Annotated in this window: 29 protein-coding genes; 11 read left to right on the top strand and 18 right to left on the bottom strand. The window is 42.5% G+C overall.

Going from position 1 to position 21,259, the window contains the following annotated elements; translation table 11 throughout:
- Positions 1–54 precede the first annotated feature (54 nt).
- Positions 55–348 (bottom strand): bacteriocin immunity family protein, encoded by a 294-nt coding sequence (locus tag OKIT_RS03860; RefSeq protein WP_007745495.1) that lies wholly within the window; start codon positions 346–348, stop codon positions 55–57.
- Between the two features lie 391 nt (positions 349–739).
- Between OKIT_RS03860 and OKIT_RS03855 the strand changes: the two genes are divergently transcribed.
- The 8 genes from OKIT_RS03855 (at position 740) to OKIT_RS03825 (ending at position 4,378) form a co-directional block, all read left to right on the top strand.
- Positions 740–1,621: an Rgg/GadR/MutR family transcriptional regulator gene (locus OKIT_RS03855; RefSeq protein ID WP_007745493.1), complete on the top strand. Its 882-nt coding sequence runs from the start codon at positions 740–742 to the stop codon at positions 1,619–1,621.
- Between the two features lie 122 nt (positions 1,622–1,743).
- Positions 1,744–2,148 (top strand): hypothetical protein, encoded by a 405-nt coding sequence (locus OKIT_RS03850; protein WP_007745491.1) that lies wholly within the window; start codon positions 1,744–1,746, stop codon positions 2,146–2,148.
- A 3-nt stretch (positions 2,149–2,151) separates the two neighbouring features.
- A complete protein-coding gene (locus OKIT_RS03845) occupies positions 2,152–2,547 on the top strand; it encodes a hypothetical protein (protein WP_007745489.1) in 396 nt (131 codons plus the stop codon).
- 105 nt (positions 2,548–2,652) lie between these two features.
- The gene (locus OKIT_RS09635; RefSeq protein WP_007745487.1) at positions 2,653–2,826 is read left to right on the top strand and encodes a hypothetical protein; all 174 of its coding nucleotides are present in this window, start codon (positions 2,653–2,655) and stop codon (positions 2,824–2,826) included.
- Between the two features lie 153 nt (positions 2,827–2,979).
- Positions 2,980–3,360 carry a hypothetical protein gene (locus OKIT_RS03840; RefSeq protein WP_007745485.1) on the top strand — a complete coding sequence of 127 codons (381 nt, stop codon included), beginning with the start codon at positions 2,980–2,982 and terminating at the stop codon, positions 3,358–3,360.
- Between the two features lie 144 nt (positions 3,361–3,504).
- Positions 3,505–3,708, top strand: coding sequence for a hypothetical protein (locus tag OKIT_RS03835; protein ID WP_007745484.1), 204 nt, complete (start codon positions 3,505–3,507; stop codon positions 3,706–3,708).
- A gap of 40 nt (positions 3,709–3,748) precedes the next feature.
- Positions 3,749–4,006, top strand: a complete 258-nt coding sequence (locus OKIT_RS03830) for a hypothetical protein (protein ID WP_007745482.1) — start codon at positions 3,749–3,751, stop codon at positions 4,004–4,006.
- 51 nt (positions 4,007–4,057) lie between these two features.
- Complete coding sequence (locus tag OKIT_RS03825) at positions 4,058–4,378, top strand: hypothetical protein (RefSeq protein ID WP_007745480.1); 321 nt, start codon at positions 4,058–4,060, stop codon at positions 4,376–4,378.
- A 381-nt stretch (positions 4,379–4,759) separates the two neighbouring features.
- Here OKIT_RS03825 and OKIT_RS03820 read toward each other — a convergent pair whose 3' ends face one another.
- The 10 genes from OKIT_RS03820 to OKIT_RS03775 all read right to left on the bottom strand — a co-directional run bounded on the left by OKIT_RS03820 (position 4,760) and on the right by OKIT_RS03775 (position 11,987).
- Entirely contained in the window at positions 4,760–4,969 is a 210-nt protein-coding gene (locus tag OKIT_RS03820; RefSeq protein WP_007745478.1) for a hypothetical protein, read from the bottom strand.
- 182 nt (positions 4,970–5,151) lie between these two features.
- Positions 5,152–5,430: a hypothetical protein gene (locus OKIT_RS03815; protein WP_241778174.1), complete on the bottom strand. Its 279-nt coding sequence runs from the start codon at positions 5,428–5,430 to the stop codon at positions 5,152–5,154.
- A 107-nt stretch (positions 5,431–5,537) separates the two neighbouring features.
- Positions 5,538–6,098: a hypothetical protein gene (locus OKIT_RS03810; RefSeq protein WP_007745468.1), complete on the bottom strand. Its 561-nt coding sequence runs from the start codon at positions 6,096–6,098 to the stop codon at positions 5,538–5,540.
- 28 nt (positions 6,099–6,126) lie between these two features.
- Positions 6,127–6,945, bottom strand: coding sequence for a phosphoribosyltransferase (locus OKIT_RS03805; RefSeq protein WP_007745465.1), 819 nt, complete (start codon positions 6,943–6,945; stop codon positions 6,127–6,129).
- 79 nt (positions 6,946–7,024) lie between these two features.
- Positions 7,025–8,518 (bottom strand): glutamate--tRNA ligase, encoded by a 1,494-nt coding sequence (gltX, locus tag OKIT_RS03800; protein WP_007745462.1) that lies wholly within the window; start codon positions 8,516–8,518, stop codon positions 7,025–7,027.
- 22 nt (positions 8,519–8,540) lie between these two features.
- Positions 8,541–9,122 (bottom strand): RdgB/HAM1 family non-canonical purine NTP pyrophosphatase, encoded by a 582-nt coding sequence (rdgB, locus tag OKIT_RS03795; RefSeq protein ID WP_007745460.1) that lies wholly within the window; start codon positions 9,120–9,122, stop codon positions 8,541–8,543.
- Positions 9,123–9,171: 49 nt separating this feature from the next.
- A complete protein-coding gene (pgmB, locus tag OKIT_RS03790; RefSeq protein ID WP_007745458.1) occupies positions 9,172–9,843 on the bottom strand; it encodes a beta-phosphoglucomutase in 672 nt (223 codons plus the stop codon).
- 26 nt (positions 9,844–9,869) lie between these two features.
- Positions 9,870–11,276, bottom strand: a complete 1,407-nt coding sequence (gene radA / locus OKIT_RS03785; protein WP_007745457.1) for a DNA repair protein RadA — start codon at positions 11,274–11,276, stop codon at positions 9,870–9,872.
- Positions 11,277–11,278: 2 nt separating this feature from the next.
- Positions 11,279–11,731, bottom strand: coding sequence for a dCTP deaminase/dUTPase family protein (locus OKIT_RS03780; protein WP_028291884.1), 453 nt, complete (start codon positions 11,729–11,731; stop codon positions 11,279–11,281).
- 73 nt (positions 11,732–11,804) lie between these two features.
- The gene (locus OKIT_RS03775; RefSeq protein WP_007745455.1) at positions 11,805–11,987 is read right to left on the bottom strand and encodes a hypothetical protein; all 183 of its coding nucleotides are present in this window, start codon (positions 11,985–11,987) and stop codon (positions 11,805–11,807) included.
- 108 nt (positions 11,988–12,095) lie between these two features.
- On the opposite strand from OKIT_RS03775, the gene OKIT_RS03770 reads away from it, so the two are divergent.
- A complete protein-coding gene (locus OKIT_RS03770; RefSeq protein WP_007745454.1) occupies positions 12,096–12,386 on the top strand; it encodes a GNAT family N-acetyltransferase in 291 nt (96 codons plus the stop codon).
- Between the two features lie 5 nt (positions 12,387–12,391).
- On the opposite strand, the gene OKIT_RS03765 is transcribed toward OKIT_RS03770, so the two are convergent.
- The 4 genes from OKIT_RS03765 to OKIT_RS03750 all read right to left on the bottom strand — a co-directional run bounded on the left by OKIT_RS03765 (position 12,392) and on the right by OKIT_RS03750 (position 15,255).
- The gene (locus tag OKIT_RS03765) at positions 12,392–13,426 is read right to left on the bottom strand and encodes an AI-2E family transporter (RefSeq protein ID WP_007745453.1); all 1,035 of its coding nucleotides are present in this window, start codon (positions 13,424–13,426) and stop codon (positions 12,392–12,394) included.
- A gap of 138 nt (positions 13,427–13,564) precedes the next feature.
- The gene (locus tag OKIT_RS03760) at positions 13,565–14,176 is read right to left on the bottom strand and encodes a DNA-3-methyladenine glycosylase I (protein WP_007745452.1); all 612 of its coding nucleotides are present in this window, start codon (positions 14,174–14,176) and stop codon (positions 13,565–13,567) included.
- Positions 14,177–14,455, bottom strand: coding sequence for a hypothetical protein (locus OKIT_RS03755; protein WP_007745451.1), 279 nt, complete (start codon positions 14,453–14,455; stop codon positions 14,177–14,179).
- 131 nt (positions 14,456–14,586) lie between these two features.
- Positions 14,587–15,255, bottom strand: coding sequence for a 2,3-bisphosphoglycerate-dependent phosphoglycerate mutase (locus OKIT_RS03750; RefSeq protein ID WP_028291883.1), 669 nt, complete (start codon positions 15,253–15,255; stop codon positions 14,587–14,589).
- A gap of 123 nt (positions 15,256–15,378) precedes the next feature.
- Here OKIT_RS03750 and OKIT_RS03745 point away from each other — a divergent pair, with 123 nt between their 5' ends.
- Positions 15,379–15,798: a MarR family winged helix-turn-helix transcriptional regulator gene (locus OKIT_RS03745; protein WP_007745449.1), complete on the top strand. Its 420-nt coding sequence runs from the start codon at positions 15,379–15,381 to the stop codon at positions 15,796–15,798.
- A 22-nt stretch (positions 15,799–15,820) separates the two neighbouring features.
- Entirely contained in the window at positions 15,821–17,224 is a 1,404-nt protein-coding gene (locus tag OKIT_RS03740) for a DHA2 family efflux MFS transporter permease subunit (protein ID WP_007745448.1), read from the top strand.
- On the opposite strand, the gene OKIT_RS09630 is transcribed toward OKIT_RS03740, so the two are convergent.
- From OKIT_RS09630 to trpB, 3 genes are all read right to left on the bottom strand, one after another.
- On the bottom strand, positions 17,221–17,376 hold the full coding sequence (locus OKIT_RS09630) for a hypothetical protein (protein WP_007745447.1): 156 nt from the start codon (positions 17,374–17,376) through the stop codon (positions 17,221–17,223). The genes OKIT_RS03740 and OKIT_RS09630 overlap by 4 nt on opposite strands.
- Before the next feature lie 61 nt (positions 17,377–17,437).
- On the bottom strand, positions 17,438–19,663 hold the full coding sequence (locus OKIT_RS03735) for an alpha-galactosidase (protein ID WP_007745446.1): 2,226 nt from the start codon (positions 19,661–19,663) through the stop codon (positions 17,438–17,440).
- A gap of 131 nt (positions 19,664–19,794) precedes the next feature.
- The gene (gene trpB, locus OKIT_RS03730) at positions 19,795–21,003 is read right to left on the bottom strand and encodes a tryptophan synthase subunit beta (RefSeq protein WP_007745445.1); all 1,209 of its coding nucleotides are present in this window, start codon (positions 21,001–21,003) and stop codon (positions 19,795–19,797) included.
- Positions 21,004–21,259: the final 256 nt, after the last annotated feature.

The raw sequence follows: 21,259 nt of genomic DNA, 5'->3' as shown, positions 1-21,259 counted from the left end.
GATCAAAATCATTTCTCCAATGCAGGCGCGAGACCGCTAAGATTCACGTGTTACTTAAAAAGAATTTCCCCAAACCATAAACATGCCATGACCAAAGCCTTTATCACTAAATTTCATCAGTTCTAGATAAAGTCCCTTGACGCTCTCTGACATTTTTCGGCTAACAGCCAGAGGTGTCAGGCCACCTTGCAGCCTACTGACAATTCTGGGAAAATACTGTTTCTTTTCCAAGGCATGCTGACCATCAACCAAAAGTGATCGTTCGTCATCACGAATATCGGTTGTTAAAATCAGATTGATTTCCTGCAGGATGTGGTCTTCATTACTCAAACCCTTATCTTTTTTCATGATTGTGCCCTTTCTCTCGATTGAATGATTTAATCTTTCGCACGCTTTTGAAAACTGTATCCAGCAGCTAACCGTATGTGACCATCTATATGCTTTGAGTATATCCAGCCATTAGCTTAATAATATAGCACTTTTCTGTTTGAAGACAAGCAAAAGACAGGCAGGCCGAAAATCTAACTTGAACCCCATCTGCTTGTGCGAAAATTTTACTTGATAATCAAGATATTAAAAGCATTTTTAATATATTCACTTCCTTGTCCATCTGGATCGATAATGATATATACACCCAAAATGGTCAGAAATAATAATTGGAAATTTCGAATTAGTTTTTTCATGATATTAGCCCTTTTTTGTTTACCATACTATCAGATATATGTCATAATAATTCCAAATGTACGAGGAAGATTTTAAAAAAGCCGGCAAGCTGTTCAGAGAAATTAGAAAAGGCAATCACATTTCAGGACAGGAACTAGCTCAAGGAATCATCTCTTATTCCTCGTTAAACAAATTTGAAGTGGGCAAAAATCATCTTACCTTTTTGGATTTAGCCCGGCTCTTAAAAAGGATGAATGTAGATTTAGATTCCTTTTACGAACAAGTTTCTTCGACAAAGGAAATTGATTTAAGTCTCAGGGGTCGGTATGGGCAATTTCTAAGAGAAGTCAGACGTGATTACGAGGCTAACGATTTAAGTACGATAGAAACTAACGCCAAGCAGTTGCAAGAAGATTTTGGACACGATGGTAATGTGCTCAATCTGATCGAATTAACAACGCTTGCTGCATTAATTAAAGAATCAGAAGGGCGGTTCCATCTTAAAGAGACAATCGTTGAGCAATTAGAAGACCATTTTATGCAGCTTCAAAATTGGGATGCCTTCAATTTATCAGTTTTTAATAATACAGCACCCCTGGCTTCCACTAAAATGATAGAAGTGGTCGCAAAAGAACTCGTTTATAAGGATCAGGTAGGCCCTTTACATAGCAATATTTTGACTACTTTGACTAATATTGTTGACCTTTTATTCAGAAAAAACCAACAAAAAGAGGCGAAAGCAATGCTCGCTAAGGTCAAACACCTATTAGGTAAAGATGAGCCTCTGCTGCTTGTACGTTTCAAAGTCCAATTTCTAGAAAACTTATTTGAGCTAGACATCGAAAAAGGTCGTGACAAGAATCGCATTTTGATCCAACAGCTTCGTGACTTAGGCGCTGATCGCCTAGCTTCTTCCTATGAAGATTATCTTCAAAAATACTTAAGCTCTAACAAATGAAGCTTTACTCGCAAAAAAGGTAATGAAAAGAGTTGCTAATTCGCTTATTTAGCGAATTTTTTTGAATGCATATTAAAAGCAGTAGTCTGAACTTAATTCTAAGAAAGGGAGAAAATTAAAAAATGAAGAAGAAAATTCTAGCTTCAGCCTTGGTTGCAGTAACACTGTCGACAGCAGTCACGCCACTAGCAGCCTTTGCGGACACTGCTAGTCCGATTAATAGCAACATAGCCACAACTTATAATCAGCCTTATATGAGCCCGAATGTTGGGCAAGGAGCCGCGGTAGGCAAAGTTCTAGAAAAAACATCTGGTTACGTTTCTATTAGAATGACTAAAAGCCAAGTGGATCAGCTATTTTATATCGGTGGCACAATTGTTGGGCTTGCATCAGGTGAGGCCGCACCTGCTCTAAGTTTTATTATTGGTGCAATTGGTTATAATGTTTCTCAAGTAAACTATAAATATGTAGAGTTATCTTTCAATTACAAAACACATAAATTCTATGGTATACACGTAGTGAGGTAGAAAATGACTTTATCAAAAGTAACAATTATAGGTAAATGGCTGGCTTTAGTCTTGTTTTTGCTCACCATGATCAGCGGGCCGAAAATACTGAGACCAACCAATCTGGCTAGTATCGCTTTTATCCTACTTACCTTATGGGCTGTGGCACGTTTTTATTTCTTGTACAACAGTTATAACCCGTCTCGTCGCTTACTGTGGACGATCATCTCGGATGTTGTCGCTTTGGTCTTATTGCCAATCTCCTTCTTACAAATCCAGCCGGTCGGCCAATTTATGACAGGGCTCTTACTCTATTTGTCTTTTTATCTATCGATCATGATCTTTATGCCCAGCCCAGCCTGGTTCAAAGCAAATTTTAAACACTGGTTTAGGAACTTGTTCTTCCTAGACCGCTACTAATATTAAGGTTTCATCTATTAAAACCCATCTAAAGATGGGTTTTTCTGTACCAAATCAGAATTCAGAGAGGATAACAGAGGTAATTTCATTGAAGGATGATAGGATATGAAAAAAGGTTTTTGCTTTCGCACAATCTCAGTGATCATTCTGTTAGTCATCTTATGGGTTAGTAATCGTCTTAAGCTTCCCTATCATGACTTAGCCGGCTATGTATTGATCGTGCTTGGCGTGTTAGTTGGTTTTTGGGGTAGCCATCTGGATCGTCAAAATAAAAAATAAAACGCTGTTCGTAAAATAAGTGACGAACAGAGTTGCTAATTCGCTCATTTAGCTAGTTTTGCTTAAACGCATATTGAAAGTGCTAATCTGAACTTAATTCTAAGAAGGGAAAGCCTAATCAGGTCAGAGTAACGAACCTACTAAGGTGCCATCATGGAAACAACAAGCAAATTTCAGCCAGTTCAATACGTGAAAATGGTCTGTCAAACAGCCTTGTTCGTCTGGCTATTAATAGGCTTAACTGTCTTTTTGATTCAAGGGCAATCAACTGTTTCACTCAATTCTGCTTTTGTTAGTTTTACGATTGCTTTTCCTCTATTGTTTATGAGACTGGACCATAGTTTCCAGCGTTTAGGCAAGACAAAAGCAGGCCTGATTATCTTCTTGTGTCTCTATCTGCCTACAGAAGCCTTGGCCATTTTTCATATTGATCATTGGGCTTTGACTCTTCTTAGTTATGCTGCTGTCTTGGTGATCTGGATCATACTGAATTTGATTGTGGCCTTCGTTAGAAGGGCAAAGGCGGTATCGTGATGTTAGCAAATGGCATTGACCATGGTGGAATTTATGGGTAAATATATCCACTAGTAAGATTCTTGGTTAACCTTCTCCAGATAGTCTATTCAAAAAAATTGGTCACCGATTATCATCTCTTCGCCAAAATAAGGAGGAATGCGAATGAAAAACAAAAATGCACAAGCAGCGGCTTTAGCAGCTGGAATCAGTGTCTTAATTGCTGGCTGCATCAATGAATTTTTCCTCAACACGTTCTTAAAGGGTACTTGGTTGTTCATCACACAAATCATCGTTGTCTTGATTGCGGCTTTCCTTGCGGGCTATACAGCTGAACATCTAGATAATAAAGATCATCAAGAGAAGTAATCCTTGATACAACTTGTCTAAGAAAAGAGGAAACGCAAATTTGAAAAAACTGATCAAGACAACTTTAGGCTATGTCCTCTTTTTCCTGATTTTTGACTTAGTGATCTCTTTTGGTCTGCGCGGCATCATCGACCTTGTAGCCGGCCACGGTTATCAAGTTGCTACTTATGTCAAACGAAGTATCTTAGACATGCCCAGCACTTTTATCTTCTTTTTCTTTTGGGGCTGGGTCGAATATTCTTATCGAAAACACCAGGCTAAAAAACGAGCACTTGCCAGTAACACTAATCCTAAATGAAAACTGACAGAAGAATGATCTAGATAATTCCTTAGTCATAGGAGCTGATTATTGATCAGACAAGACAAACAAATTTTACAATTGCAGATCAACAACAAAGAAACAGAGATTCAAGTGACTGGCCCTCTAGCTAAAAAGCTGAGTTGTTTAACAAAAGTCAAAGCCGGCAACATTGGAAAAATCAATGATTCCCCTTCAGCCAATATCAGTCTTGATCATCAACTACGCCGAGTCCTCACTGAGGCCGGCATCCCCTTGCTGCAAGCTTATCGAGTTATTCGCCTGCTATCCGCTGATGTCCTGCTGCAGATTCTCAGAGCATATGACATCAGCGGAAAGCCAGATGGCCTAGTTTTGACAAGAAAATATTGAACCAAGTCAGCACGTAGCAAACAGCATAGACTTTTATAAAATTCAGTGAAAACGAAAGGAAAGTATCGTCATGACATCAAAATAAAAAAGGCCTTAGTGGCTTCTTAGCAGCGCTTTCAGCTTTAGCGCTCTGCTTTTACCCTTTCAACAAAGTCTGTTATCTACATCATTGCTTTCCTGGTTATTTGGATTATCATTGGCAGAGTTAAACGGTCCTAAAGACCAGAAAAACCTATCTAGTTCCAACTAGATAGGTTTTTCTTGCTTAAAATTAAAATATAAGTTCATATGTTCGGCAATCCGGACAAGTTTTATAACTTTTCTTTCTACTTTAAAAAGTGATTTTCTTTGGTATAGGCAACGCGTATTATCCATCATTCATCATTTAGCAGTGTTTCTGCGATAACCGAGATATCCAGCTACGCTTAATGCGTAAGCGATGATCAACACAGTTCCCACGGTAAAAGCAAAATCGATAGACATTTTAAAAACATTGAGCCTATAGATTGCCACAAAGCTTGCAAATAAAATCTGCAACAGCCACATAATCATGGCTTGGCCAAGAATTTTTTTGTAAATAATTTTTTTCATCAGTTCTTACTGCCATTCTGCTTAATTAATTGATTCAGATTTTCAACTTCTTTTTTTGCTATCGTCATCATTGTCGACCATAGGAACTCTTTTTAAAGGGATAAAATACGTCATGTTTTGTCTCATATTCAATAATCTCCGAAATTTTATTTTGACTGTTAAATTTTATTTTGGACAAACCATCAAAAACATATGTTTCCTTCTCTTTTGCTCGAAAAGTCCATGTGACAAAAAAAATAATGGCCATCCTCATAGACATCGTGAATGTGCCAGTCTAACACTACTTGTTTTTTTAGCTGACTTTCGATCCATAAATGAAGTTCATCTAAATTTCTATAACATGCACCGTAACATTCACGATAATAAATATCCCAGTCAAAGAGACAGTCAATATTTAAAAAATCTCGATCAACCCACGTTTGAAAATATGAACGAATTGATTGAATTGCATCTGCTGCCATATTTTGCCCTTTCCAGCGACAGTATGAACCACCAATAGCAATTTAAGAATAACAAAAAAGATACCCTTAATCGTTGTTAAAGATATCCTTTTTCAATTTCGTTCAATTTAACGGAAAATATTTTGGAAAATGCTAACGACCTTTTGAAAGTCCATGGCAGAAAACTGTGTAAAGTTTACAACTGTATACACATAAAAAGCGTTGATCAGAGAAAACACAAAAGCAATAATAGCCATCTGCCTGGGGCTCTCAAAGAGGCTCATGATCGCAAACAGTAATGATAGCAGCAAAAGCAGCACGCCAAAGAAGAATAAAGCGGCCACAAATGACCCGGTATTATCATTGCTGCTGACGCTGCCCGCGTTTAAAATTACACGGGGATTGAGCACAATCAGAATTGGCGACAGCGTAAACAGTAGGCTTAGCATTGATAAGATTAAGGCATTAATGCCATTGTGCCGGTTCTTGCCACGCGCCGCTTTTTCCAAACGGCGTTTTTCTTTGCGGCTTAATTGACTCTCATCTTCGCCAACAGCAGGCAAAGGTTGATCAGCGCCACTATCATCAAGGCTGAACTCCTGACGATTCAAAGCTTCGCGAAACTCGCTAGGCCTGGGATCGCGACCGTTGATTTTTTTGAATTCTTCTATCCACTCGGCTTTATTCATCGCATCCTACCTAGTCAACTAGTCCGCTTTAATCGTCATAACTCAATTCATCAGTGGTATTGGCGTTATCCAAGAAATTGCCGGCAACGTTGTATACGGCCACTGTGTCAGCCAAATCACGCGTGATAAACATATCGTTTTCGTAAACCAAATCAATTTTTTCATCAGCGACGATTTGCTTTAGTTGACGGGATGAAACAATCTCCATCTTCAATTCATCAAAATGAACACCATGGCGGTTCAAAAAGCTTTCCAGCTTGTCGCGGTGCTTTTCCCGCAATCCAGAATAGATGACTTTGATCGGATAACTGGGCAAAGTGACCGGAATCCATTCGCCAGTCAAGGCATTTGTCGCAATAATTCCTTCAAAACGCATCGCGGCATCGGCTAAAGCGGCTTTTTTGTGCAGGATATTCCACTCGTAAAGTTTGGGTTCTTCTAATGTTTCCAAGTGAAGATCGACACGATGGCCGCCTTTTTCCGTCGCATAGACAGATAAAGTCGTCACTTTTTTAGCTGTCGCGTCATCTAGTTTAGCCGCGGCCTGTTCAAAGACGGTACCCTCGTCGGTCGAATCGTCAACTAACAGGATATTGCTGTAGGATTTCGGAAATTTGGCTGATTCTTCCTGCAAACGATAACCAATTTTTTCACTAGCCATATTGGCATTTAGTTCGTTAAAGCTGACAACCGGTTTATTTAAAAACAAACCAATCAAAGTGGCCGGAATCATGCCTCGTCTTGGTAAACCGACAATCAAATCAAAATTATAAGACTGCAGTCTGGCCAAATTTTCCTTAATTAAATTGTTTAAATCATCAATCGTGCGGTAAAAATACTTTGGCATAATTCCTCCTTCTTAACTATTATAAAGTAAGCCATTACGAACAGTTGCAAGATCGGATTATATTGCCTTAGGGTATGAATTAGACCAATGTTTCCTGAATGTTTTTCAAGGTCCAATCCCGGCCCATCACAGCCAGAATTTCCGGCAGATTCGGTCCTTGCACTTCGTGTGTCGTGATCAAGCGAATCGGATTCCACAAGGGACGGCCCTTAATCGCCAGGTCAGTTTGTAATTGACGAATTAGTTTCATGAGATTTTCAGCTGTGAAGTCACCAGTGGTTAATGCAGCAGCAGCCTTTGCAAAAGCGGACGTCACTTGTTTACCTGCTTCGGTATCCAGCCAGGCAGCTTTATCTTCGTCTGAAATTCCGTGTAATTTGAAAAATGGATAAGTGGCCAAAGGCGCAATTTCACTCGTGGCTTTAATCCCATCAACGCCGGCAATTTCAATAATCTTGGCCAAATGATCGGCTTGTTGATCCGCTTCTTGTTGGCTGATCAATCCAGCTTTGACCAATTCAGCGATCAATTGCGGCATGACACGGTCTTTTTCAGCCCGCATCCACTGGTTATTGACCCAAGCCAGTTTTTTGGCATCAAATTTAGCATTGGCTTTTGTAAAACGTGTCTCGTCAAACATGTCCTTAAACTGTTCGCGTGTGAAGATTTCATTTTCACCAACCGGCGACCAACCTAGCAGGCCGATGAAGTTGAACATGGCTTCCGGCAGATAACCCAGTTCACGATATTGTTCAATAAACTGCAGCGTATCTTCATCACGTTTGGACAGTTTTTTACCCGTCTCGGCTTTAATAATCAGTGCCATGTGACCGAACTTAGGTGCTTGCCAGCCTAAAGCATCATAAACCATCAGCTGTTTAGGCGTATTGCTGACATGGTCATCGCCGCGCAGAACATGGGTAATTTCCATCAAATGATCATCAATCACAACGGCAAAATTATAAGTCGGCATGCCATCGGCTTTTTGAATAACCCAATCGCCGCCGATCTCTTTGGAATTGATTTTGACTTTGCCCTTAACAATGTCCTGCCACTGGTAGTCGTGATCTTCAGGCACGCGAAAACGGACAACGGCTTTTAAGCCGGCGGCTTCATCTTTTACCTGAGCAGCTTTAATCTGGTCAGCGTCCATGCCTGCATATTCATAGACATAATGTGGTGCCTGATGAGCAGCGGCTTGTGCTTCTCGTTCAGCCTTTAAAGTCTCTTCAGTCTTATAGGATTTATAGGCTTTGCCTTGATCCAAAAGTTCCTGGATGTAACGGTCATAAATGCCTAATTTAGCGCGTTCGGTCTGCCGATAAGGCGCATATTCCGGATTTGGTTTGTCCGGCCCTTCGTCCCAATCAACGCCTAACCATTTCAGATTATCCAGCTGGCTTTTCTCTCCGCCGGCCACATTGCGGGCTAAGTCAGTATCCTCAATACGAATAACAAATTGCCCTTGATAATGGCGTGCAAAAAGCCAATTAAAAATCGCTGTCCGAGCATTACCAATATGTAAGTGCCCCGTCGGACTAGGAGCGTATCTAACACGAATTTTTTCAGTCATAACAATAGTATAGTTTACGCGATCAAGCTGTAATTTGCGAAATTAAATCTTTTAAGGCTCTGGCGCGATGAGAAACTGTGTTCTTTTCTGCTGTCGTGGCCTGGCCGAAAGTCTTGTGCAACTCTGTCGAGAAGAAAATCGGATCGTAACCAAAACCATCTTTGCCTTCTTCATGATCTAAGATCAGGCCTTGACTGTGACCTTGGGCAACAATTTCTTTTGCCAAGCCGATTAAAACGATCACGGTTGTAAAATGAGCTGTGCGTTTTTCTGCTGGGACGCCTTCTAATTCGGTCAGCACTTTTTGAATATTAGCTTTGTCATCGTGATCACCAGCATAACGGGCCGAGTAGATACCCGGTCGGCCATCCAAAGCATCAATGACCAAGCCCGTATCTTCAGCCATGACAAAATTATTCGGATAGGCTTGAGCTACAGCACGTGCTTTGATTTGAGCATTTTCTTTGAAACTGCGACCAGTTTCATTAATTTCAGGAACTTTGTTCAAATGGTTGAGATCAACAATTTGAAATTGATCTCCCAGCAAAGATTGAATTTCTTCTGTCTTACCAGCGTTTTTGCTTGCGAGAATTATTTTATTCATATGTTTTATGATAGTAAAAAAACGCCTGTCTTTGGCGCTTTTAATGCAATCAATTCATTTTGTCATGAATGGCTGCCAAAGTAATGTCTTGAGTTCGGTCAAAATATAAGTCCGGTTCAGCTTTTTTAGCTGCTAAACCAATGCCTAAAGCCGTTTGACCAGCCGCTTTAATCGACTGGACACCAGCGGCCGCATCCTCCAACCCAATCAGAGCCATTGGCGGAAGCGCAAGCAATTCTCCAGCCTTGATAAAAATCTCCGGATCGGGTTTGCCGGCACTAAGACTAGCTGGATCGACAATGCCTTGAAAATAATCCGTGATCTGCAGTTGTTTGAGAATAGTGACTGCATTTTTAGAAGCACTGGCAATACTCATTCGGTATCCGGCCGACCTCAATTCATTTAAAAAAGCCCCAATGCCCGGCAGCAAATCATCGGCGGTTAATTTTGTAATCAGTTGCTGATAGTAACGATTCTTTTTCTCAGCCAATGATACTTTCTCGGCCTGTGTATAGTCGTCTTCATGATGACCAGCTTTTAAGATTAAAGCCAAAGAATCCATTCTCGATAGACCCTTAAGCTGATCAGCCAAAGCTTGTGTCCAAACAGTACCAACTTCATTAGCTGTCTGGTGCCAAGCCTTCTCGTGAAAACTGGCCGTATCTGTGATGACGCCATCCAAATCAAAAGTCATTCCTTTGATATCAGAAAAAACTGCCATAAATTACCTCGCAAAGCTATTATAAATCAGTTCAAATTGTCCTGCCTCGTATAACGCTGCAAGCCCAGCCCGATTTTCAGCGCTTCTTCCAGCGTCGCGACACCAATCACTTGCAGACCCTCAGGCAGAATCGTTCCCGGAAGATTATTTTTGGAAATAATCGCACGCTTAAAACCCAGCTTGGCTGTCTCTTTGAGACGATCTTCAATCAATGAAATCGAGCGGACTTCACCACCCAAGCCGACTTCACCTAAAAAGACATCCGAAGGGCTGGTCGCTTTTTCATGATAAGAACTCGCCACGGCTAGTGCAATTGCCAAATCAGCCGCCGGTTCATCAATTTTGACGCCGCCTGTAATCCGCACGTGGGCATCTTGGTTCTGCAGCAGCAGATTAGCGTGTTTTTCCAAAACAGCCAGGATTTGAGCGACACGATTACGATCAACACCAGTCGTGACACGCTGTGCATTACCAAAGACAGTCGGCGCGACCAAAGCTTGTACTTCAACTAAAATCGGTCGCGTGCCTTCCATACTGGCCGTGATTGAGGACCCTGTCGCGCCGGCCAAGCGTTCTTCTAGAAAAATTTCTGAAGGATTAGATACTTCGCGCAGGCCGCGATCACGCATCTCAAAAATACCTAATTCGTTGGTTGACCCAAAACGATTCTTGACCGTTCTTAAAATACGGTATTTGTAATTGGCATCCCCTTCAAAATAAAGAACCGTATCCACCATATGTTCCAAAATCTTCGGCCCGGCAATTGCACCGTCTTTTGTCACATGGCCAACAATAAAAATCGTAATTCCGTTCGTCTTGGCAATCTGCATCAGATCAGCCGTCACTTCACGAACTTGGGCAACAGATCCGATTGGAGACTGCAAATCGGGTTCCTGCATTGTTTGAACAGAGTCAATCACCAAAAAATCAGGCTCCATCTGCTGAATCACAGATTCGATCTGCTGCATATCTGTCTCCGGATAGACAACAAAATCGTCAGAACCAACACCCAGCCGATCAGCTCGCAGTTTAATCTGGTTGGCCGATTCTTCACCAGAAACATAGAGAACACTGCCACCGGTCTCGGTCAGCTGGCCGGATACCTGCAGCATCAAGGTAGATTTGCCAATGCCAGGATCCCCACCGATTAGAACCAGGCTGCCCGGTACAATACCACCGCCTAGGACACGATTTAATTCCTGCATGCCGGTCTGAACACGCGGTGTTTCGTTGCCGGAAATTTCCGATATACGTTGCGGCTTGGCCACGCGGCCATCAAGACTGATTCTAGCCTTGCGGTTAACAACGGTATCCGGCACAATTTTTTCTTCGACTAACGTATTCCACTGACCACAATTCGGGCAGCGTCCTAAATAACCGGCACTCGTATATCCACAGTTAGAACAGACAAATTGTGTTTTTTGTTTTGCCAACTTTACTCCCCTGTCGAACCAAATCCGCCTTGACGGAGGCCGGCTGCACGATCATCGTCCACAGTCAAAAAGGGCATGAAGATTGCCTGCACGATCCGGTCGCCTTTTTTAATCTGAACATTTTGGCCAGAGATTGACTGTATCTGCACAAAGATCTCGCCCTCATTTTTTTCATTATTATAGTAGTCAGCATCAATCACACCGACTGAATTAGGCAGCACCAGGCCGCGCTTATACGGTCCTGAAGAACGATTGATCAAATACAGGACTTCGTTCGTCTGCATATAAGCCTTCAAACCGGTTGGAACCAATTTGATTGTGCCGTCTGCCGGGATCAGCATATCAGCAGCTGCTTGGATATCATAGCCAGCGGCATGAGCAGTGGCTCTTTTTGGTAATTGAATACCTGCCTGCTCGTATTTTGTAACAATTTCAAATCCGCGTTCTTTTGTCATATAACTCATTATACGGAATCAGCTGATTATTTAAAAAAGGCCAAAATAAAAACCGAAGCTGTCTTCGGTTAATTTACTTGCTGTTTTCTGAATACTCATCCAGCATATGATCACCACTAGGCATATGCCGCTCGTAGGTTTGTTCCATGCTCTCGATGTGTTTGTTCAAGTAGTCCATTTGCTGAGCCGTACCAGAATGAATATCCCGTAACTCCTCAGCCGTATAATGACCGCGTTTGACAAATTTCATGTTCATATTGCTCTCCCTATTGCGATAAATCTGATTGGAGATTTTTTATTTGTTCCCAAAATTAATAGCTACAACCCCATTATAAAAGCCATCGAAGCTTTGTAAAATAGACTTATGACAGAAAATGCAATTAAGCAGGAACATGGCCGCTATTTCATTGAAAATTCGGATGGCAAAACAATAGCCGAGCTGTTATACAGCGAAATCGCTGGAAAGAATGCGATCAGTATCGACAGTATTCGAGTAGATCCCGACTATCGCGGGCACGGCTTAGCGAGCAGAATACTCAAACAGGCAGTAAGCGATGCTGCTGCTGCAGGAAAACGCGTCAAGCCTGTTTGTCCCTATGCTAAAGCAGCATTTTTAAAAAATCCCGAATACGCCAAACTTACTTTTAAAGCATAAAATACTCAACCATTATTTTTCGGCTTGCGGCTTTTTTCAGAGCTGTGAATACCAAAAATATCCAAGAAAAAGGAGACAATCGGTAATCCCACAATCAGTCCCCAATCACCAATTAGCTTGCTCATCACGATTAAGGTAATAAAAGCAATGAAGACAGGTAAATCCGTCCGGTCGGCCATAAGGCGTGGATGCAGAAAATATGATTCGAACATGTGAATCACGATAACCAGCACAATCACTTCGGCAACACGAATAAGGCCGCCAGAAGCAAAAGCAATCACTGTCAGTGGAATGACAGAAATTAAAACGCCTGCAACGGGTATCAGGCCAAGAAGAAAGACGATAATTGCCAGCAGGAGCAAGTCAGGCATTCTCAAAAAGAAAAGACCGATAGTCATTAAAAAAGTATTAATCGTACAGATCAGCAGCTGCGTTTCGATAATTTTGCCTAAGATCAACACAAATTTGCGTGCCAGAAAATGCACATTTCCGAAAAATTCGTGATAAGGCGATTTCAAAAATTCTTTGCCGAATGAAAGAATCCGTGGGCGGGAAATGCTGTAAACAAAGCTAAGAAAAACAGCCAGCACAAAATGTGTCAATCCGCGGCCGACATGGCCGGCTTCACGAAAACCCGTTACCACGACGTTCCGGCTATTGGACACCATCTCGCTACTATGAATGAAGCGATTCACTAATCGGTTAATACTGCGATTTAAAAGCGGGTGGTTAATGATCGCTTTGGAAACCATTTGTGGAATGACCTTAAGCTGGTCGACTAGCAAAGGCGCAGCGTAAGAAATAGCTGCCGCCAATAATCCCAAGATCAATATGTACAAGGACACCACGGCAAGCAGATAAGGAACTTGAAAGCGTTTTTTAAAATACAAGCTGGATTTAATGGCTAAATAAGCGAAAATTGTTGTCAATAGAACAATCCCCATGAAAGCACGTAAAAAGTAAATCACAAGAATTAAAAGTGCTAGTGTCAGATAGAGCTTGACATTCTTCCGTTTTAAAAATTGGATAAAATCATCCATATATATGACCTGCTTTCATATTTTTTGTCACTTGACGGTCCAAAGGACGAAAGGGCTGTTACGCACAATTAGAACAAAAATTCACTGCAGCAAACGGATATTTGACAATATTTTAATTTTTGAATAGAAAAATGATAATTAGTCTAATTGCCGATTCGGGTTGAAAGCACAAACAGCTTCATGATCATTGATAACGCCGGCGCCTTGCAGATAAGAGTATATTGTCACCGGGCCGGTAAACTTGAAGGCATCTTTTTTCATCTGTTTGGCTACCAACTGCGATAAATCATTTTGTGCCGGAATCTGGACAGGATCGGTAATGTGGTGGTCAATTATCTGACCATCGGTAAAATGCCAAAGATAGTTATCAAAAGAGCCATACTGCTTCTGCGTGTTTAAAACGGCACGCGCATTGTTAATTGTCGCCTGTAGTTTTAGGCGGTTGCGAATCAGGCCGCTGTCAGCCATCAAAGAATCGATTGAGGTTAATTCGGCGACCTTTTGAATATCAAAATTAAAAAAAGCACGTTGAAATGCAGCGCGTTTTTTCAAAACAATTTCCCAGCTCAAACCAGCCTGATAAGTCTCCAAACAAAGCAGCTCGAATAAATAACGGTAATTATGGCTAGGACGGCCCCACTCATTATCATGATAAACAGTCATATCGTCCCAAACTTTATAGTTTGTCAGCCATTGACAACGCCGTTTGCCATCATCGGCTTTTAAAGATTGTGTCGATAAAACCGTCACTTATTCAGCCTCAGCCTGGCCATCACTAAGCGGAATATCAAGATCAGCCGTCTGAGTACCGCCTGCAAATTCAAAGGAACCCGATGCGTGGTAATTATCGCCGCTTTTAGATCCTGTGAAATACAATTGGACATCCGTCACATCGGCGTCGTAAGATTCGGCTGCAGAAATAAATTCACCATTGATGGCCGAAATCCAGACAGGCAGATTCAGATTTTTATAAGAAAAATGCAAGGCCGTCGACAGCAGCGCTTTCTTCATTAATGTTTGATCATCCATAATTACCTCCTCAATTCATTTTATACTGCCTAGTATTGCATGAAAATAAATTAAAATATAGGGACTTGAACTTTAATCAATCGAAAGCTGTATCTGCAAAACAATGTCTGTGGGCATTTTCGGTACTAATTTTACAGATTGGTCTTAGAGAGAATGTGCAATTGATTATCAAAATCATAGACAATCGGCTCACCGTTTCCAACTTCGACATTCATAAAATCCGCATCATTAACCCGATCCAAGAATTTTAAAAGAACGCGAATGGAAGAGCCGTGAGCGACCAGCAAAACATTTTTCGATGCCCTTAAGTTTGCCGCGATTTGGTCCTCCCAAAAAGGTTTGACACGTTGCCAAGACATCTCAGCTGATTCGCCCAAAGGTTCGATCACGGCCGATGCCCGATAACGGCGGTCCTGATCAGGATGCTGTAAAAGCGGCGGCATCAAGGTATAGCTGCGGCGCCATTCACGAACCTGCTGGTCGCCATATTTTTTGGCAGTCTTAGCCTTGTTTAAGCCTTTCAAAGCGCCATAATGGCGTTCATTTAAACGCCAGCTTTTTATAATCGGCAGCCAAGGCTGATGAATTTCGTCCATCACAATGTAGCTGGTAACGATTGCGCGCTGCAGGACTGAAGTGAGGACGATATCAAATTGAGTGTCCGATTCTGCTAACTCACGCCCGGCAATATGCGCTTGGGCAATGCCTTTATCAGTCAAAGGTGCATCCGACCAACCCGTAAAGACATTATCACGATTAGCGGTTGATTGGCCATGACGAATTAAAACAAGTTTACTCATAGTTAAATAGTAACGAAAATTCATCTGGATTGTGCAGTATCAAACGTGAAGCTGGTTGGTTCTGACTGCGAACTGTTTCTCAAATTATACAACCTGTTGTATAATTCTTGAACGGAGGTTCCTTTGTCAGACCAGGACTTTACACTTGAACGCCAAATTTTAAAACTGGGTCATCAGCTGATTGCTTGGCGCAGCGTCGACCTCAAAAAGCATCAGTTGACGTCCAACCAATCAGAGACTTTGTTTTACTTTCGTGCACATCCGGATGCGGATATTGTTGATCTAAAAAATTATCTCAAAATCAGTCATCAGGCTGCATGCCGAATGATTGAGCGCCTAAAAAGCAAATCTTTGCTTCAGACAGGTATTTCAAGCGCAGATAAGCGTGTCAAACAAGTTTATCTGACAGAAAAAGGCCGCCAGCTGTGTCATGAATTGCAGATAAACGGCAGCCAGGCCGGCCGGACAATTTTAAATCGGCTCAATGACCAGCAAAAGCAGGAGCTCGCTGATTTATTAAATAAAATCAGCGATCAATCATAAATCTATCTTTCAGGAGCAAAAAATGGCAAATAAACAAGTTCGTCGGCCCTTTGTGGTCATTTTAGGTATTTTAGTCGTTAATTTTCTCGGATTATTTTCCGAGACTTCGCTTAACATCGCGCTGCCCGTCTTGCGCGAGACTTTTTCGGTCTCGTCAGCAGCGATACAGTGGCTGGTCATCGCTTATATGCTGATGATCGGTTTAGCGTTACCACTATCGACTCTAATTTCACACTGGTTTAAGACCAAAGATATTATTATTTTTGCGATTTTTATTTTCGCTCTAGGATCGGTGATTGCGGCCTGCGCAAACAGTTTTACCGTCTTATTGATCGGCCGAACCATCCAAGGAATCGCTACCGGTCTCTTCATTCCCCTTATGTTCACAATTGCCACGATTATTTTTCCCAGCAATAAATTCGGCAGCGTCATGGGTGTGATTGGTGTCGTTATGGGTTTTGCACCAGTCATCGGCCCGACTTTATCAGGAATTATTATTGATTCTTTGTCTTGGCGCTGGATTTTTTGGCTCTTTTTGCCTTTTCTGCTATTATCACTGCTCTTGACGATTTTCACGATGCCTAATGTGATCGAACAGACACATCCAAGAGTTGATTGGCTGTCGGTTATCTTGTCTATGCTTGGTTTCGGCTTGCTGGTCAGTTCGGTCGGCCTTATCAGCAACTTAGGCATCGCCTCTCCGATCGTGATCATTCTGATTTTGCTATCCCTATTGATTTTGTTTATTTATATCCATCGGCAATTGCGTATCAACCGTCCCATCTTGAATTTCAAAATACTAACCAATTCGCGCTATCGCAATGGCACTTTGATTGTTATTTTTAACTTCGGTATTGTGCTGGCCGCCATGTACTTATTGCCGCAAATGCTGCAAAACGGTTTAGGCCAGAAAGCAAATACGACGGGCTGGATTTTACTACCAGCCGGTGTGTTAAACGCCGTGATTTCCGTGATCGCCGGCCGTCTATCTGACCGTTTCGGTGCTCGATATCTCGTCTTGACAGGTACTGTGATTTTTATCGCCGGCTTGATTATGATGTCGATCATCAATTTAAAAAGCGGCATTCCTTATATTATCTCTGCCCAAAGTATGCTGCTGTCAGGCTCGGCCATGCTGTTTCCGCCGGCTCAAAGTTATTCACTGAGAAGCCTGTCAGCCGCACATTCCAGTGACGGCAGCACAATTATGAATACCTGTCAGCAGATTATGGGTGCTTTATCAACTTCAATTACAAATAGCCTGCTGGTCTTCGGCGGGACACTGCATCCGCTGCAAAACACAGCAGCCAGATTCATGTCTGCTTCGCGCTTTGCCTTTATTTTCGCTTTTGTACTGGCTGTTCTGATTCTAATCGTCGCCTTTCAAATCAAAGGCAAGGACAAGACTAGCAGGCAAACCGCTTAAAGACGCTCTAAAAGTAAATCCCATATGGCCGAAAAAGCTGCAATAATCGGATTTTTGCCAGCCTGTCGAGCTTCTCTGTATGACCTTCTTGCAAAAACGAGCAACAAAACAACCGCAATCAGCAACAGTGCCAGAACAATGATTATCGTCATAAGGGCTCCTTGTTCTCATTATATATAGTAAAAACCTCAACGAAAATAATCGTTGAGGTTTTTACTCGACAGCTTGTGCAATGAATAGATGGGCACTGAAATCTGCTGAAGCAGTCATTGGCTGATTAATGTCTAAAATCTGATCAACGGCGTAACCGGCGTCTTCCAGTTCGTCACCGAAAAATGTTTCCTCACTGCCATTGATGCGATATAGGCGATCTGGCGATAAGCCCATAAAATACAGGCGCAGATAGGCTGGATTAGGCCGATTGAGAAACTGGTATCTCGCCGCAATTGCTAGTGTCCGGTCAGCATTGACAACTTCCCAGCTGGCGACATTTTTATCGCCGGCAAAAGGACTCTGTAAGCGATAAAAAGTACCGAATTGGAAAAGCTGCCGATGCCGTTTGTAAAAAGCAACCTGTTTTTTAATTTCCTGCTGTTCTTTTTCGGACAGCTTTGTGATGTCCAGTTCGTAACCCAAATCACCGAAATAGGCAACGCGTCCCCGTGTCGATAGCGGCGTGATGCGACCAGTCTGATAATTAGGTACGTCAGAAACGTGGGCCCCCATCATCGACGGTGCATAACCATAAGAAGTCCCATATTGGATTTGGATCCGTGAAAGTGCATCGGTGTTGTCACTGGTCCAAGCCTGCGGTGCGTAATACATCATGCCCAAATCAAAGCGGCCACCGCCCGAAGCACAGGATTCAAATAAGACATCTGGGAAACGATCAATCAGACGCTGGTATAGATGATAAACACCCAAGATGTAACGATGTGCCATTTCTAATTGCCGGTCAGCTGGTAATTGGCTGCCGAACATATCAGTAATGTAGCGATTCATGTCCCATTTCACATAATCCAGATGCGATTCTTCAATGCGCTGCGCCATCATTTGGAAAACAGTGTCAACAATTTCATTACGCGTAAAATCGAGAACATACTGATTGCGGCCAGCGATTGGCTGACGTTTTGGCGAAACGATTAGCCAGTCTGGATGCTTTTTGTAAAGCTCACTGGCCATGGAAATCATTTCTGGTTCAAACCAGAGACCGAATTTCAGACCCAGCCCGTGCACAGCGTCAGCTAGATGAGGCAAGCCTTGAGGCAGTTTCTTTTTGTCGACGAACCAATCACCCAAAGACGTGTGGTCGTCATCGCGATGGCCAAACCAGCCGTCATCCAGGACGAAAAGCTCAATGCCTAATTCAGCAGCTTTCTTGGCGATTGCCAATAATTTATCTTCATTAAAATCAAAGTAAGTCGCTTCCCAATTGTTGACTAAAATCGGCCGCGGCTGTTTGGCAAAACGCGGATTGACTAAATGATTGGCATAAAAATTCGTCAGCTGCTGGCTCAATTGGTTAAAACCCTGCTTAGAAAAGCTCAAGACGGCTTCAGGTGTTTGAAAACTCTCGTTGGGATCAAGCGTCCAAGCAAACTCTTCAGGGTGAATGCCAATTAAAACACGTGTCAGATCATAATGATTCACTTCGACCTGATCAAGAAAATTACCAGAATAAATTAGATTAAAGGCAAAGACGTCGCCTGTATCTTCGCTAGTTTCTGGCCGTGCCAGCATGATAAAAGGATTTTCCTGATGGCTCGAAGCGGTTCGCAGGCTGCCGACACTCTGGATACCGGGCTTTAGAGCATTTTTGACTTCTTGTCTTTCTCGCGCCCAAGAACCGGCAAAACTAATCATCTGGAAACGGCTGTCCGGCAGATCCAATTGTGCACTCATAGCCCGCCTTAAAATAATTTTGTTGTCACTTAAATTACTAAAAGTCGTGCTTCGGACGATCACATCTTCCTGTTCAAAGACACTGTAATGCAGGCTGGCTTGCAAACCAGTCAATGGGTCAGCAAGATCAATCGTCAACGTCTGCACACCTTCAGATGGTTGGCTAAATGCTGAAGGCAGTTCGGACAAACGTGCCTTACCGTCTTCGATATGATAGCCGGCATATGCCAATTCACTGATTCGGCTGCCGTTCTCTGCTGCAATCTGATAAGCGGGATCTCTAAAATCGCCGCGGCCAAAAGCAGCATATTCGGTCTTCAAATTATCGGGCTGAAAATCATCAAAGTCCTTTCCCCAGGCAACCATCGCTTCGCGCCGCTCGCGTTTGGCCAGATTGTCATAGTGATCTTTAACATGGATTTTGCGGCCAAAGTATAATTGGCCTAAATCACCGTTTGCCATCACATGAAAAATATAGCTGCTGTGAGCTGTCTGCAGATGAAACACTTTTGCTTGCTGATTGACACTAATTGACATGAATTACCCCTTATAATCATTTAAAGCATCGCTTACATAATACTTGCAAAATAAGTAAGCGCTTACCGTATATGATTATTGTATTGAACCTAGGGTTTAATTTCAATCATTCAGCAGCCATAATCCTTTTTTCACAAGTCCCGGCCGATATAGTGGGCAACTTGTTCAACATCTTTATCGCCTCGTCCCGACAGATTAATAATCACAATCTGGTCTTTAGACATTTTTGGCACCATCTTGACAGCTTGGGCCACAGCGTGTGAACTCTCAAGGGCCGGAATAATGCCTTCCAGCTTCGACAGCAATAGAAATGCGTCAACGGCTTCTTTATCCGTGATTGCGTAGTATTCAGCGCGATGCGTATCTTTCAAAAATGAATGTTCAGGACCAACGCCTGGATAATCAAGACCTGCAGAAATTGAATAAGCTGGCAGCACGCCGCCTTGTGCATCTTGTAAAAGATAGGAAAACATACCATCAGCAATGCCAGGGCGGCCGTTAGTCATCGTGGCAGCGTTTTCTGGCGTATCAACACCTTTGCCGGCTGCCTCAGCACCAATCAAACGCACATTTTTGTCAGGAATAAATTCTGCAAAGGCACCAATGGCATTTGATCCGCCGCCAATGCAGGCAATAATCGCATCGGGCAGGCGGCCTTCTTTTTCAAGAATCTGGCGACGAGCTTCTTTGCTGATGACACTCTGGAAGTCTTTGACAATCGTCGGATAAGGGTGCGGGCCGACTGCTGAACCTAAGACGTAAAAAGTATCGTCTAGGTGCTGAGCGTAGTAGCCTAAGGCTGCATCAACTGCGTTTTTTAAGGTGGCTGTACCGGCTGAAACAGAATGAACCGTTGCGCCCATCATTTCCATGCGGAAAACATTCAATTTTTGCCGCTGCATATCCATGGCACCCATAAAAATATCACAGGACATACCAAATTTAGCAGCTGCCGCGGCTGTAGCGACACCATGCTGGCCAGCCCCTGTTTCGGCCACGACCCTCTTTTTGCCCATGCGCCGTGCTAATAAAATTTGTCCCAAAACATTATTTAACTTGTGGGCACCCAAATGGTTTAAATCCTCGCGTTTTAAGTAGACTTTTGCGCCGCCCAAATATTTGGTCAGTGATTCGGCGTAATAGAGCGACGTTTCCCTGCCGGAATAGTCCTTTAAATATCCAGCCAACTCTGTGCGGAATTCTGAATCATCTTTATATTGCAGATAAACCTTTTCCAATTTATTCAAAGCTGTTTTGACGGCTTCAGGGACATATTGTCCGCCGTAATCACCAAAATAGCCGGTTCTTTTTACTTGTGCTGCTGTATTTTCTTCTGTCATTGTCTAATTCCTCATTATTTTTATTTTTACGGAGTCTAGACGGACGACCATTTAGATACAAAAAGCCGCATAGCGATTGATTCATCTTAGCTATGCGGCTGAATTCGATTCAAAAGGAAATCGTGACGGCATAGACTCTCTTCAATACAAATCAAAGCAAGTCTACGCTTAGAGTAAACTTACTTTCTGCTACGCCAGTTTTGCCAACGATTCAAAGTAATTGCCATCATCAGATTTCCTTTCTTAAAAGATGTGT

Origin of the sequence: Oenococcus kitaharae DSM 17330 (assembly GCF_000241055.1) — a bacterium.
Taxonomy (GTDB): Bacteria; Bacillota; Bacilli; order Lactobacillales; family Lactobacillaceae; genus Oenococcus; species Oenococcus kitaharae.
This window is presented reverse-complemented; position numbering and strand designations above follow the sequence as displayed.